Below are 17,722 nucleotides of genomic sequence, written 5' to 3'. Positions count from 1 at the left end.
AAAATGATTAACATATTACTAATCTATTAAAATGTTTATTGGTTTTTCTTATGGTAGTAAAATGCAGGAAGCAATAGCAATAAAATTAATGGTTGTATTAAAAAGCGCCTAACGTTAAAAAACAAATAATAATCCTCTTGTTTTGGATTAATAACAAAATACAAAAACAGAGGAAGCAACCCGCAGTAAGCCAACGCATATATTAACACAGAAAACGTTACAACTCCTTTATCTTTAAAAAAGATTAATAATATAGTTAATGAAATGACCGTATTGATGAGATAACGTAAGCTTGTAAAAAAAGTAAGTTTAAAAACTTCTTGCCTAGGAGAATCTAGGTACAAATAATCATTTTGAAAAAACGTAAGATAGGGATCATAGAACAACTCAACTTCAAACAAACGAATTAAAGCGAGTAGACTAAACAACAAAAACAACCAAATGTATTTTATATACCTACCCATTATGTTTACTTATATTAGAAAATTTATTAACCCAAATCATCCATAATAGAAAAACCATACCATAAATAAACCCTGGAAAAATTACAGAATGTAATATTTCACTTCGCCATGGATAATGGTATAAACCGATGGATAATATCACTATTCGCAATAAATTCACCCCATAAATAATTAGACTTCCTATTACTATAAAAAGGACTGTCGTTTTTAGCTTTCCTGAAAAGGCTACAATAAATGAAATAAATAAGACTATAACACTTATTGAGTTACAGCCTTCGATTACTCGTGCTAAATACCTTCCTCTTACCAGTAATTTCATTGAAGGTTCATTAGGATGCGGTAAAACCTCAGAATGATAACCTATTAAATTTAAAAGGCACTCCGTTTGTCTTGCGACTACATTTGTAATATAATCTGGATAGTAATTAAACGCTTGAGGTAAATCTAAATATAATTTATACCCGAAAGACAAAACCACATAAACGAACAAAAATGTAACGATAAATTTTAATACGGTCTTATATTTTATTAAAAGCGCTTTCACTGTTCAATCTTAGAATAATAGATGTTAAATTTATACCAATTAAGGGGTTGAAATTACGCCTTTTTAAATACTTTTACCAAAATTTTTACAGCGATGATTTTAGAGACACTAAAACCACAAATAGAAGCCATTTTCTCCAACGCTAATAATTCGTTAAACGATAGCTTATTACAGATTTGTAAACTCTTAGAAACAAATGTAGATTATTACAATTGGGTTGGGTTTTATTTTAAAAACGGAGATAAAAATGAGCTCAAACTAGGCCCCTATGTTGGAGCACCAACAGACCATACTATTATTCCTTTTGGAAAAGGGATTTGTGGACAGGTAGCAGTTAGTAATGAAAATTTTGTAGTTCCAGACGTTACCGCCCAAGATAATTATATTGCTTGTAGTATTACTGTTAAGGCTGAAATTGTTATTCCTATTTTTGTAAATGGAGAAAACATAGGCCAAATAGATATTGATTCCAATACTCCAAACCCATTTACAGAAGCCGATGAACGTTTTCTAGAATTTGTTTGTGAAAAAGTTTCTAAGCAGTTACAGTAATATGTTTTTCGTTACGACCAGCCTATTTACATAAAACCGAACACCGTTTAAACTCCTACTAACGATTGTTTTAAAAATCAATTAACAAATACAAGGCTTAAAGTTTCATTCTTTTTTATGAAGTTAAACTGTTAACAACTCGCTTTGTTTTAGTTAAAAAAAATCAACGGCTTTATAGGTTTTTAAATTTGGCAATTCATTACATTTGATGGCTTATTAACACAACTACAAATGAGCAACAACAAAACAATTAAATCTGCACTAATCTCGGTATTTAGTAAAGAAGGGCTAGCCCCCATAGTACACGAATTAAATGCACAAGGTGTTACTATTTATTCTACTGGAGGAACCGAAACATTTATAAACGACCTCGGCATAAAAGTAGTTCCTGTAGAAAACGTTACCTCCTATCCTTCTATTTTAGGAGGACGTGTAAAAACACTGCACCCTAAAGTATTTGGAGGCATTTTAAACCGTCAAAATCACGATGGTGACATTGCTGAGATGACAGAATTCGACATCCCTCAAATAGATGTCGTTATCGTAGATTTGTATCCTTTTGAAAAAACGGTGGCTTCTGGAGCCTCAAACCAAGACATTATTGAAAAAATCGATATTGGCGGTATTTCTTTAATTAGAGCTGCTGCAAAAAATTATGCCGATGTTATTTGCGTCTCTTCCGTTAATGATTATTCTGAATTTTTAGATTTAATTACAGAAAAAAAAGGAACGCTTTCTGAAGCAGACAGAAAAGGCTTTGCAGCAAAAGCGTTTAATGTCTCATCGCATTATGATTCTGCTATTTTCAATTATTTTAACAAAACAAATGATATTGCAGCCTTAAAAATAAGTAAAACGAATGGTAAAGCCCTTCGTTATGGAGAAAACCCGCATCAAAAAGGATATTTCTTTGGCGATTTTGATGAAATATTTACAAAACTACACGGAAAAGAATTAAGCTACAACAACCTCTTAGATGTTGATGCTGCTGTTAACCTAATGGATGAGTTTAAAAACGATGCTCCAACCTTCGCTGTTTTAAAACACAATAACGCCTGTGGATTAGCACAGCGAGATACGTTACATCAAGCCTATTTAGACGCTTTAGCAGGAGATCCGGTCTCTGCCTTTGGAGGGGTTTTAATTGCTAATTCTGAGATTGATATAAATACAGCGACAGAAATTCATAAATTATTTTGTGAAGTCGTTATAGCTCCTTCGTTTTCTAATGATGCCCTAGAGCTTTTAAAAGGTAAGAAAAACAGAATTCTATTAATTTTAAATGATATAGAATTAGCTCAAACGACCGTTAGAACTTGCTTAAACGGAATTTTAGTCCAAGACAGAAACAATATCACAGATTCTAAAGACAAACTAACACATGCGACCTCCTCTAAACCGACTCCAGAGGAATTAGACGATTTAATCTTTGCTTCCAAAATTTGCAAGCACACAAAATCGAATACAATTGTTTTAGTAAAAGGCAAGCAGTTATGTGCAAGTGGAACAGGGCAAACAAGCCGTGTAGATGCTTTAAACCAAGCCATACATAAAGCCCAATCTTTTAATTTTGATTTAAAAGGTAGTGTTATGGCTAGTGATGCTTTCTTCCCCTTTCCTGACTGTGTTGAGATCGCTGAAAAAGCGGGTATCAGCGCTGTTATACAACCAGGAGGTTCTATTAAGGATCAATTAAGCATCGACTATTGCAATGCTAATGATGTCGCAATGGTGTTTACTGGTACGCGTCATTTTAAACATTAATGGTATAAGTGATTTTACTTCATAAAAAAAAGCTTCAGAAAAAATACTGAAGCTTTTTTTATATCTTTTTTAAAACAGAAACATCCAAATCTCTGTTATGAATCGTAAATAATTCAGCATTAAAAATTTATACTATAACTAAATACAATTAACTCTTTTTTTTTCGTTAGTTTTATTACTTTTACACATTCTTATTAATAACTTTCTTTAATTACACACATAAGTATGGGATTTTTTGACTTCCTAACCGAAGAAATCGCAATAGATTTAGGTACGGCAAACACGCTAATTATTCATAATGACAAGGTTGTGGTAGATGCCCCATCCATTGTTGCTAGAGACCGTGTTTCAGGGAAGATCATTGCCGTTGGCCAAGAAGCCAATATGATGCAAGGGAAAACACATGAAAACATAAAAACTATTAGACCTCTAAAAGATGGGGTTATTGCTGATTTTGATGCTTCCGAGCAAATGATTAGTATGTTTATAAAAAATATTCCTGCCTTAAAAAAGAAATTATTCACCCCAGCTTTACGTATGGTTATATGCATTCCTTCTGGCATTACAGAAGTAGAAATGCGAGCCGTAAAAGAAAGTGCAGAACGTGTTAATGGAAAAGAAGTCCATTTAATTCATGAACCTATGGCTGCAGCTATAGGTATTGGAGTGGACATTATGCAACCTAAGGGAAATATGGTGGTAGATATAGGTGGTGGTACTACCGAAATTGCTGTAATAGCACTTGGAGGAATTGTTTGTGATAAATCTGTAAAAATTGCAGGGGACGTTTTTACCAATGATATTATTTACTATATGAGAACGCAACACAACTTATATGTTGGAGAGCGAACTGCAGAAAAAATTAAAATTCAAATAGGAGCAGCAACGGAAGATTTAGATCTTCCGCCAGAAGACATGAGTGTTCAAGGACGTGATTTATTAACTGGTAAGCCCAAACAAGTTCAAATATCTTACAGAGAAATAGCAAAAGCTTTAGATAAATCTATATTAAGAATTGAAGATGCTGTAATGGAAACCTTATCCCAAACACCACCTGAATTAGCTGCCGATATATACAATACAGGTATTTACCTTGCTGGCGGAGGATCCATGTTACGTGGTTTAGACAAACGCCTCTCTCAAAAAACAGATCTTCCAGTTTATATTGCCGAAGATCCCTTACGAGCTGTTGTTCGTGGCACAGGCATTACTCTAAAAAACATAACCAAATACAAAAGCGTGTTGATAAAGTAGCGCCCCGAATAATATGCAACAAATAGTAAACTTCATCATTAGAAATAAAGTCTTTCTATTATTTCTATTACTATTCTCAGTTTCTATTTTATTTACCATTCAATCTCACTCTTATCATAGGAGTAAGTTTATAAATTCTGCAAACTTTTTAAGCGGAGGGGTTTACAATGCATCAAATAATATTAGTGATTATTTTGGTTTAAGGCAACAAAACAGACTCCTGCAAGAAGAAAACAACAGACTTAGATCAATTATTTATAATACTGAAACTATTTTAGATACAGCATATATTGATACCACTTCCTTTAATAAAAAATATAAGTTTGTTCCCGCTCAAGTTATAAAAAACAGTTATACACAAACGAACAATATACTTACCATTAACAAAGGCAGCAATGACAGTATTAAATTAGATTTAGGCGTTATTACATCTAAAGGAATTTTAGGTATAGTAGAAAACACCAATGCTAATTACGCTACCGTTATATCTATTTTAAATACAACAAATAGTATTAGCGCACAATTAAAGAATACAAATCACTTTGGGAGTTTAAAATGGAACGGCAATTCAGAAAAACACATACAACTAACTGATGTTCCAGAGATTGCTCCAGTAGCCAAGGGAGATACGATAATAACTTCTGGTCGGTCTGATATTTTCCCTAAAGGCGTCCCTATAGGTATTGTTAGCGATTTCAAATTAGATAATGCCGAAAATTATTATGAAATAGAAGTTGCGCTCTTTAATGATATGACAAATATAGAACATGTATACATTATTGAAAACAAAGATGCCAAAACAATCAAGGACTTAATAGACCAAACCAATGAATAGTCTTTTATCTATACATACTGTTAGATTTATCATCTTGATTCTTACTCAAGTTTTAATATTAAATCACATTAACTTCCTTGGTTATATTAACCCTTATCTATATATACTATTCATTATTCTATATCCGGTAAAAAACAACCGCATGTTATTTATTTTTTTAAGTTTTCTTTTAGGCTTATCAATAGATATGTTTATGGATTCTGGAGGCGTCTATGCCGCCGCTGCGCTAACCATTGCTTACGTTAGACCTGTCGCTTTAAAGTTTAGTTTCGGTACCGTTTATGACCATCAAACTATAAAGTTTGGAACTATAAATTTAGGCCAAAGAATAGTATACATTGCTATTCTAACAACAATACACAACTTTATTTTATTCTCACTTGATATTTTTAACTTTTCTAAAATAATTTTAATTCTTAAAAACACGTTATTCTCAAGTATCTTTACAATAGTATTATGTGTATTAATATCTATAATTTTTAGTAGCGTTAATAAAAAATGAGAAAAATTTTACTTTTCCTTTGTGTTGTACTCGTAGGAGTCGTATTTACTGCAAGACTATTTTATTTACAGGTATATGCATCCGATGTTTACGACCCATTAGATGATAATGCCATTAGAAAAGTTTATGATTACCCCAAACGTGGTTTTGTTTATGATAGAAACGGAAAACTATTAGTTTCCAACCAACCCTCGTATGACGTTATGGTTATTCCACGAGAAGTAGAACCTTTGGACACTTTGGAATTTTGCAGCCTTTTAAAGATTGATAAAACTCAATTTTTAAAAAAATATAACAAAGCAAAACATTACTCTTCAAGGCTTCCTTCTGTATTTGTATCACATTTATCCAAAGAGGATTATGCTGTGTTACAAGAAAAAATGCGTAAATATGACGGGTTCTATATTCAAAAACGCTCGCTACGACAATATGTTACTAACATAGGTGCTAACGTATTAGGAGACATTGGCGAAGTTAATGATAAAAACATACAAAAAGATCCCTATTACAAAAAAGGGGATTTAATAGGCAAACAAGGTGTAGAAGATTCTTATGAAAAAACATTAAGAGGTCGAAAAGGGATTAAATTCATTCAAAAAGATAGATTTAATAGAGATATTGGCCCTTTTAAAAATGGTACTTTAGACACCTTACCAAAAGCGGGAAAAGATATCAAGATTACTATAGACGCCACATTACAAGCTTATGGAGAAACCCTTATGCAACACAAACGCGGTGGTGTTATAGCCATTGAGCCTAGTAGTGGAGAAATTTTAGCTATGATAGCAGCTCCTACCTATAACCCTAATGATTTAGTAGGTAGAAACCGCTCAAAAAACTACACAAAACTACATAGAGACTCCATCTCTAGACCTCTTTTTAATAGAAGTATTCAAGGAGTTTATGAACCTGGCTCTCCATTTAAGCTAATGAATGCCTTGATAGGCTTACAAGAAAATGTAATTAACACTTCTGAAAAAATAACCTGTTATGCTGGTTATAAATACGGAAATAGATTTATGAAATGTCATTGCGTCTCTGGCGCTAGAAATGACATGTCTAAAGGCATAGAAGAATCTTGTAATGCGTACTTCGCAACAGTATATAGACGTATTTTAGATAAAACAGGCTCTGCATCTGAGGGAATAAATAACTGGAGTAAGCATGTAAAAAGTTTTGGCTTAGGCAATTATTTAGACAACGACTTATCGGTTGGTCAACCAGGTAGAATTCCAGATAGAGCATATTATAAAAAACAATATCCCAATCGTTTTTACGCCACTTACACCATCTCTAATGCCATTGGCCAAGGCGAAGTAGCCACAACTCCAATACAACTCGCTAATATGGTAGCAGCCATTGCTAACCGCGGTTTTTATTATACACCACATATCATAAAATCTATTGAAGACGAAACGCTTCCTAAAAAATTCACAACCCCAAAGCATACGTCTATAGATACGGAACATTTTGAACCTGTTATAGACGGCATGTTTGAAGTATACAAAAAAGGAACTGCAAAGTCACTTCAGGTAAAAGGGATTGATATTGTAGGAAAAACAGGAACTGTTGAAAATTATATTAAAATTGACAGCGTACGTACTCAACTTACAGATCATTCAATCTTTGTCGCTTTTGCCCCTAAAGACAATCCTAAAATTGCCATTGCTGTATTTGTTGAAAACGGGTACTGGGGAAATCGATTTGCAGGAAAAATAGCTAGCTTAATGATTGAAAAATACTTAAAAGGAACAATAACTAGAACCGATTTAGAACACTGGCTTCTAACCCATAGTTTAGAGAATGAATATGCAAAACCGTACTCTAAAAAACCCTTTAAAATAAACGGCCAAGCACAATTACAAGTTATACCCATGCCCAATGAGACAAACCGATAGACATTTTAAATTTGATTGGGTTACTATTTTACTTTTCTTTGCTTTAGTCTCTTTTGGTTGGCTTAATATTTTATCGGCGTCTCAAACAGGAGAAACCATTGAGTATTTTGGCTTTTCCGAACCTTATAGTAAACAATTAATATTTATAGGGCTTACCTTATTTTTAATCATTATAATATTATCTATAGATTCCAAATTCTATGAACGCTTTTCCAGTGTAATCTATTTAGTCTCTTTAATATCCCTTTTAGGCCTATTTCTATTTGGTAAAAATATAAATGGCGCTACTTCATGGTATGCCATAGGCTCTATGACTTTACAACCTAGTGAATTTGCCAAAGCAGCTACAGCTTTGGCCTTAGCAAAATATATAAGCGACTTACAAACGGACATAAAACGTCTTGAAGATCAAATAAAGTTATTTATAATTTTAAGCATTCCTGCACTCCTAATTTTACTTCAAAAAGATGCTGGGAGCACATTGGTCTATGCTTCATTTTTCTTTGTATTATATAGAGAAGGCCTTCCTAAAATATATCTTATTATTAGTTTTTTAATTGTTTTACTTTCCATTTTCGCTCTTAAATTTGGCGTTTTAATAACAGCTTCAATTGTTTTAATTATTATAATAGTCCGCCACTATACCAGAGTAAAAAAACCAAGCATTATCCAGCCTTTTTTCACTTTTTTAATTGCTGTAATCATTTCATTTGGGATCAAATATACCTTCAATCATTTACCTGTTCATCAGAAAGATAGAATAACAATTTGGCTTCGTCTAGAGAAAGATCCTTTAAAGCTAGAGAAAATGAAAAAAACAGCCGCTTATAACCTCAACGAATCTGAGAAAGCAATTAGTTCTGGTGGATTTAAAGGCAAAGGGTTCTTAGAAGGCACTAGAACAACTGGTAAATTTGTTCCCGAACAGCATACAGATTATATATTTAGTACGGTAGGTGAAGAATGGGGTTTTGTAGGTTCGTTTTTGGTCGTATTATTTTTTATACTTTTAATACTAAGAATATTACATCTTTCAGAACTTCAAAAGTCTCAATTTAGCCGCGTTTATGGCTATTCGGTAGCCTCTATATTTTTCCTTCATTTTATGATTAATATTGGTATGGTTATGGGTTTAATTCCTACTATAGGTATCCCGTTACCCTTTTTTAGCTATGGAGGCTCTGGCCTTTGGGGGTTTACTATTTTATTATTTATCTTTATTAAATTAGATTCCAACAGAATTAACCAATGGTAGAATAAAATAGCATAACTAGTATTTACAAAGCCATTATGTACATTAATAGATTAAACTGTTTCAAATGAAAATTATTATTCAATTTCTTTTCTCCATTCTTTTATTCACTAGTTATTCTAATGCTCAGACAAGCAATAACGAAGAAAGCGTTACGTTTAAAACTAAAGACAGTGTGATAATTCATGCTACTTTTGCTTTATCTAAAATCACTAAAAACGAGAAAGTACCGGCCTTAATACTAATTCATCAAGGTGGATCTTCTCGAAATGAATGGAAAGCCCTACCGCTATGGAATAATTTATTAGATGCTGGCTATGCGCTTCTAGCTTATGACATTAGAACTCATGGCACATCAGGAAAAGATAATGGCGATCTTAACAATTTATTTAACAACCCAAATCGTGCGCCTTTAGATTTATTAGCTGCTATCGATTTCTTAGAAAACAAAACAAATATCGATTCAAAGCATATAGGTATTATAGGCGCTTCCATTGGAGCCAATTTGGCTTGTGTAGCTTCGGCTTCAAAAAACTACAACATACAGTCTATAGTTTCTATTTCTTCAAAAACAGATGCAGTTCAAAACCTCGGTGGCTCTAACCAAAAACTAATCTTTAATAACGCTTTTTATATTGCTTCTGAAAAAGAACAAGAGGGGAAACGAGCACAATGGGCGAATGATTTATATGCATTGACGGAAGGCTATAAAAAAGTAATTATAGCCGATGGTAACAAACATGGTTCTTTTATACTTCGAGGAAACATTGCATTACAATTAGAAATACTAAACTGGTTTAAAACAACCATATAAACAAGACCTCCTGTTACGCCAAAGAAGCTCTTTTATTTTTTCAACTCAAGTTTTTCAGCAAAATAATCACAAAAATCTTTCATTGTAGCTGTCATTCGCTCGTCTTGCGTGGCCTTATTAAAAGTATCACTCATCGCAACTAATGTTTGATGAAAAAACACTTTCATTTCATCTACTGGCATATCTTTTGTCCAAAGGTCTATCCGCAAGGATTCTTGCTTTTTAGAATCCCAAACCGAAAGCATCATCGCTTTAGCTTCTTCATTATCAATCCCACCATCTTGTGCGGTCCAACTTAAATGCTCAGGAATACGATTCTCATCCAATTCTACATTCAATTTTATTTCAGATTTTATATTTGCCATTATCTACGCGGTTTAAATTTTGCTTTATTAAAAATATTTTCTGGTGTTTCGTTTAGCATATCTTGCAAACTAACATCATTGTTCTCCATATATGCTTTAACGATTTGCCAACCTATATACGCTCCTATTCTCCCTGGAGATTCTTTATCTATTTCTTCCAAATAAAATTTGGAAAAAGGTGCTGGATTAATAAAACGATTGGGTAAATTAGAATCCGTACTATATAGCAGTTCTTTGTCTACAAAATAACGCCATATATATTCTTCATTTACACGTGACCAATCTAACTGAGCTTTTGTATACCCTATTTTTTCAGCATCGGTTTTAAATGGGATCACTTGATCTTTAAAATACAAAACCTTACCAGCATAGATAAACTCATCAAGCAGAGTTCTACGCTTAGGCTGATAGATATACTTTTCGGCATACTTAGTGGCTAAATCTACCACAATTTGATCTCGCCTCATACCACTTCTAATATAATTTTGTATTCCTTCATAAAAGTAATGATTATCACCTAAGTAGGTATCTAAAGAAATTAGCGCTATAGTATCGGTTACAATCACTTTATTTCTATAATCGACATATGAAGTTGTGGTAATTACACGAGGCAAATGAAACGTTTTAAAATAATACTTCAAGTGCTTGAATAGTTTTTCTATCTCTTGTGTTTCTTCCGTAAAATCTTTAAACGTTTTCTGTGTTTCATTATACAGTTGTATCTGTAAAGTATCTTGTTTTTGTGCTATCCAAAAAGAGTCTTTATATTTTTTGGGAAACATAAAAGGAAAACGTGCTTTCAACTTTGGCAACTCAGTTACCGAGGCATCTGCAAAGGCCAAATCAAAACGATCTAGTACAACATTTGCTTCAACTTTTGCGATTTCAGCTTCTTTCTTATTCTCTTTACCACAAGATGCAAGGGTAGAAACAATTAAAAAGTAAAGAATATACGTTTTCATCAATTATAAATTATTATTTAAGATTATTTGTAACACTATATCTGTTCACCGCTTTTTAGAGACAAATCCTGGACTACTTTTAGCACATAAACTTGGCGTCTCTTAATTTTCATACTTAAAGTGTTTCCTTTATTTTTGTTAAGCAAAGGTACTATTCTTTGTGCTAAATTCTTAAAAAATGCAAACAGAAAAAATTGTTGATTATATTGTAGATTGGTTGAAAAATTATGCGATTAAGGCTAAAGTTAATGGTTTTGTTATTGGTATTTCTGGCGGTATAGATTCTGCAGTAACCTCTACACTTTGCGCAAAAACAGGTTTAGATGTACTATGCGTTGAGATGCCCATTCATCAAGCCGAGAGTCATGTCTCCCGTGCTCACGAACACATTAAACAATTAAAAGCACGTTTTAATAATGTTACTGCGGTTAGCGCTGATCTAACTCCTGTTTTTGAAACGTTTAAAACAAAAGTTTCTACAGATGGCAATCCAGAAGTTCTAGCTATGGCTCTAGCAAATACAAGGGCTCGCTTGAGAATGACTACCTTATATTACTATGCTGGCCTAAAAGGACTGCTTGTTGCTGGCACAGGTAATAAAGTTGAAGATTTTGGTGTAGGCTTTTATACTAAATACGGCGATGGTGGTGTAGATTTAAGTCCTATCGCAGACTTGTTTAAATCTGAAGTTTATGCGCTGGGTAACATTTTAAAAGTCCCAGATACCATAATGAACGCTGTTCCTAGCGATGGGTTGTTTGGTGACACTAGAAGTGATGAAGACCAATTAGGAGCTTCCTATCCAGAATTAGAATGGGCTATGAAAATGGACGAAACAAAGCATACCGAAACGGATTTTACAGGAAGAAAAAAAGAAGTATTTAAAATATACAAACGCTATAATAACTCCAATAAGCATAAGATGAACCCCATTCCTATTTGCGAAATTCCTAAAGATTTCAAGGAATAATTAAACATATCTCTAAAATCACTACCTTTACAAGGCTTTTTATTTATCTATTTATGGTTATATTTAAAGAACCATATCTTTAAACTTATAAATTATGATCAAACTATTAGTCGTGGATAAACATCCTATTGTAAGAAAAGGGCTAGAGTTGATATTTGGCGTTTCTCAAAAAATTAACTTTAAAGGAAGCGTAGAAGATGGCGAAGCTATTTTCGATTTTATCAAAAAGACCCCGGTAGATGTTATAGTCACTGAGATTGACCTTCCCAAATTAAATGGCATTACAGCTTTAAGGCGCTTAAAGAAAGATTTTTCAAAAACAAAGGTTATTATATACAGTGCCCAACCCGAATCTATTTATGCAGTTAGTGCCTTGAAAGCTGGTGCTCTTGGGTATGTCTCCAAAACAGCAGAGGTTACAACCCTTGAAAATGCAATTGTTAAAGTAAATAACGGCGATGTGTATTTAAGTCAAGAACTCACAAAGCGCATGGCTATGGGAACAAAAGCTAATCCGTTTTACAAAAAACTATCTACCAGAGAGGTTGAAGTTTTAAAACTATTATCATCTGGTAAACGAAATAAGGAAATTGCAGAAGAGTTAAGTATTAACGAAAAAACAGTAAGCACATACAGAGCGCGTTTAATGACAAAATTAAATGTGACAAATTTGGTAGATTTAGTGAGTCAAGCAAATCAATTAAAATTGCAAAACGCGTTTTAATTTCCTAGAAAGCAAGTTTTTAAGCTTATTATAATCCATAACTTCTTCTAGCACCTCTCTGTTAACCATATTTTTTTGGCCTAGCGTCTTATCCTTAAAACCAACGACTTTTTGATCTATAAGATGGCATCTTAAACTTAAAATAGTTTCGCTTGTTAATTGTGCTATCGTCTCTTTTTTGGCCTTCGGAAAAATATTTTTCCGTTCCCAATCAGATAAAGCGTAACGTTCATCATCCATTAAAATAGAGGTCACTTCTAAAGCAATGTCTTGGTCTACAATATTTATAAAATTATCTAACTCAAAATCAGGATTCTGATTAAGTGTCTCTATTATTTTATAATAAATACTTTTAAATTGTGTGTTAGAAAATTCCATTTCATCATCTTGAAGGTCCAAGAATACTTTTTCAAACACTTTTGCTTGATGTATTACAGGTTCTAAGACTAATTCCCCTTTTTCATTTTCTTTCAAAACCAAATCCTCAAAATCTTGTGCGGTATTTCCATAAAGCAACAATACTTCTATAATTTTTCGTTCTAAAACATATTGTACATTTACTCTTTTTACGGGCTCTTGATTTTTTATTACTTCAAATGTTTTTTGTTCTTTTTGTGCCGTTTTAGCATGGTCCTCAGTCTCTTTTTTATTTATTTGAGCTAAAGTAGAAAACAAGACATCTTCACTAATGTCCATTATTCTTGCACATTCTTGAATATAAATTTCTTTTTTAATACGGTCTGGAATCTTAGAAATACTATTAATAATATCTCTAATTGTATCGGCCTTTTTTATAGGATCATTTTTTGAATCTTCATAGAGAACTGAAGCTTTAAATTGTATAAAGTCTTTTGTGTTTTGTTCAAGGTACAAATTTAATTCGTCTAAAGTATTCTGCTTAGCAAAACTATCTGGATCTTCGCCTTCTGGGAAAGTACAAACCTTAACATTCATCCCTTGTTCCAGGATTAAATCGATCCCTCGAAGTGAAGCTCTCATTCCTGCAGCATCACCGTCAAAAAGCACCGTAATATTCTTAGTTAAACGATTTATTAATCGTATTTGATCGCTTGTTAGCGCTGTTCCAGACGAAGACACTACATTATGAACCCCCCTTTGATGAAACTGAATAACGTCGGTGTAACCTTCTACTAAATAACAATTATCTTCTTTAGCAATACTTTGCTTAGCGTGATATATTCCATATAACACCTTGCTTTTATAGTAAATCTCACTCTCAGGAGAGTTTAAGTACTTTGCCGCTTTTTTATCATTAATTAAGATACGACCTCCAAATCCTAATACACGGCCACTCATACTTTTTATAGGAAACAAAACACGCCCTTTAAAACGATCGAAATGCCTTTCTCCTTTAACTATAGTTAACCCTGTACCTTCTAAAAACGTTAAGTTATAATTCTTTTTTAAAGCCTCATCTGTAAAGGCACTCCATTCATCGAGAGCGTATCCTAAATCAAATTTCTTTATCGTTTCTAAAGTAAACCCACGCTCTTTAAAGTAACTCAAACCTATCGCTTTTCCTTGATCGGTTTTATGCATTATATTTTGAAAATACGTATTAGCATATTCGCTAACTAAATACAAACTTTCTCTTTTATCGGCAGCTACCTTTTGTGCATTGGATTGCTCTGTTTCTTCAATTTCTATATTATATTTCTTTGCTAAATATTTTATAGCTTCTGGATAGGTAAAATGTTCGTGCTCCATTAAAAAGGCAACCACATTCCCTCCTTTTCCACTAGAAAAGTCCTTCCATATTTGCTTTACAGGAGAGACCATAAAGCTGGGAGAGCGTTCATCACTAAAAGGACTTAAGCCTTTAAAACTACTTCCAGACTTCTTTAGTTGGACAAAATCACCTATAACCTCCTCCAAACGAGCCGTTTCAAATACTTGATCTATCGTAGACTTAGATATCAATTTAAAAAATATTTATAATTAAAATAGCACTTAAAAAACGCTTCCTTTACGTTTCTTTTCACTTTGTAAATGTACTATAATTCAAATTCTCTTGAAAATTCTATGCCTTTCTATATTTTACAACAATTCCTTTTCCTATATATAGTATTAGTAATTATCCATTTAAAATAAATCCTCTTCAAGTAACATCAATATAATTAAACCCATTTTTAGGATTCATTATTTGAATGTTTAGCACTTGAAAAACGACACCTTAACCAAAAACCGCTCAATTTTACTTAATTTCGCAGAATGGTAAAAGAAATTCAACTTCGTATTGCATTAAAAGATGAAGAACGTAACGATATATTAATAATAAAAGCAGCGCATTATTTAGATATTGCTAAAGAAGATATTACTGGAATAAAAATACTTCGAAAATCTATTGATGCACGAAAGCCTAAAATTATTTTCAATTATAAAATAGCAGTTTACATAAAGGAAGCTTTACCTAAACAATCTGAATATCAATTTAACTATAACGATGTATCTAAAGCAAAACCAGTACACATTATTGGCTTTGGCCCAGCTGGAATGTATGCTGCTTTACGCTGTATAGAGTTAGGCTATAAACCTATTGTTTTAGAACGCGGTAAAAATGTACAAGACAGACGCCGTGATTTAAAGGCCATAAACCAAGACCACTTTGTAAATGAAGATTCTAATTATTGTTTTGGTGAAGGTGGAGCAGGTACTTATAGCGATGGAAAATTATATACCCGAAGTTTAAAACGAGGAGATGTTCGCAGGATTTTTGAAAACCTCGTATATCATGGTGCCACAGAACAAATTCTAATAGATGCCCACCCACATATAGGCACCAACAAATTACCCAAAATCATTCAAAATATTCGTGAGAATATTCTAAAATATGGTGGAGAAGTACATTTTGAAACACGGGTTGTCGATTTCGATATTAAAAATGCTAGCATTAAATCCTTGATCTTACAAAACGGGAATACATTAGATACAGAGCGTGTTATATTAGCAACAGGGCATTCTGCAAGAGATATTTTCCATTTACTAAACCGTAAAAATATAACTATAAAATCTAAATCCTTTGCTATGGGTGTTCGTGTGGAACATCCGCAGCATATTATAGATTCAATACAATACCATTGTACAGAGAATCGTCATGAATTATTACCAGCAGCAGCTTACAGTTTGGTACAACAAGTCAATGAACGCGGCGTCTATTCTTTCTGTATGTGTCCTGGCGGCTTCATTGTACCTGCTGCAACAGCAAATGGAGAGGTTGTAGTTAATGGTATGTCTCCCTCTCGCAGGAATAACAAATTTGCAAATTCGGGTATTGTGGTTGAGATAAATGCTGAAAAAGATTTAAAAAAATACGAGCACTATGGCGAATTAAAGGGGCTTGAATTTCAAAAAGACTTAGAACGTTTAGCCTTTACTGCTGGCGGAAGAAGTCAGGTTGCTCCCGCACAAAGGTTAACCGATTTTGTGGAGGGCCGTTTATCTAATACCCTAAATGAAACCTCATATCAACCAGGATTAAAATCGGCGCCATTACACTCATTACTTCCTAAATTGATTGGTAGCCGTTTACGAAAAGGATTTAATGCCTTTGGTAAAAAAATGAAAGGCTATTATACAGAAGAAGCAAATATTGTGGGCGTAGAATCTAGAACTTCATCACCAGTAAGTATTCCAAGAAACGAAACATTAAAACACCCACAAATCTCAAATCTTTTCCCTTGCGGTGAAGGTGGTGGGTATGCAGGAGGTATTATATCGGCAGCAATGGATGGTGAACGTTGTGCTGAAGCAGCAGTAGTTAACCTCTAAAAACGCCTCTATAAAAATCAATATGAATTTAAGTCAGGCTTTAATTCACACAAAACCCATGAACATTACCCTTTTCAATAAAATAATCTTCGATTTTTTTTAAAGATATTATTCCTATTTTTGCAGCATTAAATAAAAAAACAAATTAATGAACGCATATATATTCCCTGGTCAAGGAGCTCAATTTTCAGGAATGGGCTTAGACTTATACGAAAACTCACCTGAAGCACAACATTTATTCGAAAGTGCTAATGAAATTTTAGGATTTAACATTACAGACATCATGTTTGAAGGTACTCCTGAAGCCTTAAAAGAAACTAAAGTAACACAGCCAGCCATTTTTTTACATTCTGTAATACTAGCCAAAACATTAGGAGACTCCTTTAAACCTGATATGGTTGCAGGTCATTCTCTTGGAGAACTTTCTGCCTTAGTTGCTAACGGCGTATTGACCTTTGAAGACGGTTTAAAGTTAGTCGCGCAACGTGCGCTTGCGATGCAAAAGGCTTGTGAAAAAAAACCTGGCACAATGGCTGCCGTTTTAGGATTAGAAGATGCTATTGTTGAAAAAGTATGCGCTGACACAGCAGGCATTGTTGTTCCTGCAAACTACAACTGCCCAGGGCAATTGGTTATTTCAGGAGAAATAGAAGCTATAAATATTGCTTGCGATAGCCTAAAGGAAAAAGGCGCGCGTCGTGCATTAGTATTACCCGTTGGAGGAGCATTTCATTCTCCATTAATGGAACCCGCACGTGAAGAATTGGCTACAGCTATAGAAAATACACATTTCAATAAGCCTAACTGTCCTATATACCAAAATGTAACAGCTAGCGCAATAATAGACGAAACTAATATTAAAGCGAACTTAATCTCTCAGCTTACAGCACCTGTACGCTGGACACAATCCATACAGCAAATGATTACCGATGGTGCAACTTCATTTACCGAAGTAGGCCCTGGAAAAGTACTGCAAGGATTGGTTAGAAAAATAAACAGAGAAGTACAAACAACTTCTGCAACTTCAAAATAA

Annotated in this window: 17 protein-coding genes; 12 read left to right on the top strand and 5 right to left on the bottom strand. The window is 33.4% G+C overall.

From position 1 onward, the window contains the following. Window positions 1–35 precede the first annotated feature (35 nt). Both AC2D8I_RS11240 and xrtF read right to left on the bottom strand, forming a co-directional pair. Window positions 36–464 (bottom strand): exosortase F system-associated membrane protein, encoded by a 429-nt coding sequence (locus AC2D8I_RS11240; protein WP_484706108.1) that lies wholly within the window; start codon window positions 462–464, stop codon window positions 36–38. Continuing rightward, a complete protein-coding gene (gene xrtF / locus AC2D8I_RS11235) occupies window positions 457–1,008 on the bottom strand; it encodes an exosortase family protein XrtF (RefSeq protein WP_484706107.1) in 552 nt (183 codons plus the stop codon). The genes AC2D8I_RS11240 and xrtF overlap by 8 nt, the downstream gene beginning before the upstream one ends. 93 nt (window positions 1,009–1,101) lie before the next feature. Here xrtF and AC2D8I_RS11230 point away from each other — a divergent pair, with 93 nt between their 5' ends. From AC2D8I_RS11230 to AC2D8I_RS11195, 8 genes are all read left to right on the top strand, one after another. After that, window positions 1,102–1,560 carry a GAF domain-containing protein gene (locus AC2D8I_RS11230; RefSeq protein WP_484706106.1) on the top strand — a complete coding sequence of 153 codons (459 nt, stop codon included), beginning with the start codon at window positions 1,102–1,104 and terminating at the stop codon, window positions 1,558–1,560. Window positions 1,561–1,791: 231 nt separating this feature from the next. After that, on the top strand, window positions 1,792–3,324 hold the full coding sequence (purH, locus tag AC2D8I_RS11225; RefSeq protein WP_484706105.1) for a bifunctional phosphoribosylaminoimidazolecarboxamide formyltransferase/IMP cyclohydrolase: 1,533 nt from the start codon (window positions 1,792–1,794) through the stop codon (window positions 3,322–3,324). Window positions 3,325–3,549: 225 nt separating this feature from the next. Next, window positions 3,550–4,578: a rod shape-determining protein gene (locus AC2D8I_RS11220; protein ID WP_484706104.1), complete on the top strand. Its 1,029-nt coding sequence runs from the start codon at window positions 3,550–3,552 to the stop codon at window positions 4,576–4,578. Window positions 4,579–4,591: 13 nt separating this feature from the next. Continuing rightward, window positions 4,592–5,413 carry a rod shape-determining protein MreC gene (mreC, locus tag AC2D8I_RS11215; RefSeq protein WP_484706103.1) on the top strand — a complete coding sequence of 274 codons (822 nt, stop codon included), beginning with the start codon at window positions 4,592–4,594 and terminating at the stop codon, window positions 5,411–5,413. A 142-nt stretch (window positions 5,414–5,555) separates the two neighbouring features. Then, on the top strand, window positions 5,556–5,915 hold the full coding sequence (locus AC2D8I_RS11210; protein WP_484706102.1) for a rod shape-determining protein MreD: 360 nt from the start codon (window positions 5,556–5,558) through the stop codon (window positions 5,913–5,915). Then, window positions 5,912–7,813, top strand: coding sequence for a penicillin-binding protein 2 (mrdA, locus tag AC2D8I_RS11205; RefSeq protein ID WP_484706101.1), 1,902 nt, complete (start codon window positions 5,912–5,914; stop codon window positions 7,811–7,813). The genes AC2D8I_RS11210 and mrdA overlap by 4 nt, the downstream gene beginning before the upstream one ends. Beyond that, window positions 7,797–9,068, top strand: a complete 1,272-nt coding sequence (gene rodA, locus AC2D8I_RS11200) for a rod shape-determining protein RodA (protein WP_484706100.1) — start codon at window positions 7,797–7,799, stop codon at window positions 9,066–9,068. Before mrdA ends, rodA begins: the two co-directional genes overlap by 17 nt. A gap of 64 nt (window positions 9,069–9,132) precedes the next feature. Further along, window positions 9,133–9,879, top strand: coding sequence for an alpha/beta hydrolase family protein (locus AC2D8I_RS11195; protein WP_484706099.1), 747 nt, complete (start codon window positions 9,133–9,135; stop codon window positions 9,877–9,879). Window positions 9,880–9,911: 32 nt separating this feature from the next. Here the strand turns inward: AC2D8I_RS11195 and gldC are convergent, their stop codons facing one another. Beyond that, window positions 9,912–10,244 carry a gliding motility protein GldC gene (gene gldC, locus AC2D8I_RS11190; RefSeq protein WP_484706098.1) on the bottom strand — a complete coding sequence of 111 codons (333 nt, stop codon included), beginning with the start codon at window positions 10,242–10,244 and terminating at the stop codon, window positions 9,912–9,914. Next, the gene (gene gldB / locus AC2D8I_RS11185) at window positions 10,244–11,206 is read right to left on the bottom strand and encodes a gliding motility lipoprotein GldB (protein WP_484706097.1); all 963 of its coding nucleotides are present in this window, start codon (window positions 11,204–11,206) and stop codon (window positions 10,244–10,246) included. Before gldB ends, gldC begins: the two co-directional genes overlap by 1 nt. A 178-nt stretch (window positions 11,207–11,384) precedes the next feature. Here gldB and nadE point away from each other — a divergent pair, with 178 nt between their 5' ends. Beyond that, complete coding sequence (gene nadE, locus AC2D8I_RS11180) at window positions 11,385–12,176, top strand: NAD(+) synthase (protein WP_484706096.1); 792 nt, start codon at window positions 11,385–11,387, stop codon at window positions 12,174–12,176. A gap of 94 nt (window positions 12,177–12,270) precedes the next feature. Then, window positions 12,271–12,900 carry a response regulator gene (locus AC2D8I_RS11175; RefSeq protein ID WP_484706095.1) on the top strand — a complete coding sequence of 210 codons (630 nt, stop codon included), beginning with the start codon at window positions 12,271–12,273 and terminating at the stop codon, window positions 12,898–12,900. Here AC2D8I_RS11175 and dnaG read toward each other — a convergent pair. Beyond that, window positions 12,877–14,841, bottom strand: coding sequence for a DNA primase (gene dnaG, locus AC2D8I_RS11170; protein WP_484706094.1), 1,965 nt, complete (start codon window positions 14,839–14,841; stop codon window positions 12,877–12,879). The genes AC2D8I_RS11175 and dnaG overlap by 24 nt on opposite strands. A 291-nt stretch (window positions 14,842–15,132) precedes the next feature. Here dnaG and AC2D8I_RS11165 point away from each other — a divergent pair, with 291 nt between their 5' ends. Next, a complete protein-coding gene (locus AC2D8I_RS11165; RefSeq protein WP_484706093.1) occupies window positions 15,133–16,689 on the top strand; it encodes an NAD(P)/FAD-dependent oxidoreductase in 1,557 nt (518 codons plus the stop codon). A gap of 148 nt (window positions 16,690–16,837) precedes the next feature. Next, window positions 16,838–17,722 carry an ACP S-malonyltransferase gene (fabD, locus tag AC2D8I_RS11160; RefSeq protein ID WP_484706092.1) on the top strand — a complete coding sequence of 295 codons (885 nt, stop codon included), beginning with the start codon at window positions 16,838–16,840 and terminating at the stop codon, window positions 17,720–17,722.

Source organism: Lacinutrix sp. YIN62 (assembly GCF_057219185.1).
The sequence above is the reverse complement of the archived record's forward strand: the minus strand, read 5'-3'. Positions and strand labels throughout refer to the sequence as shown.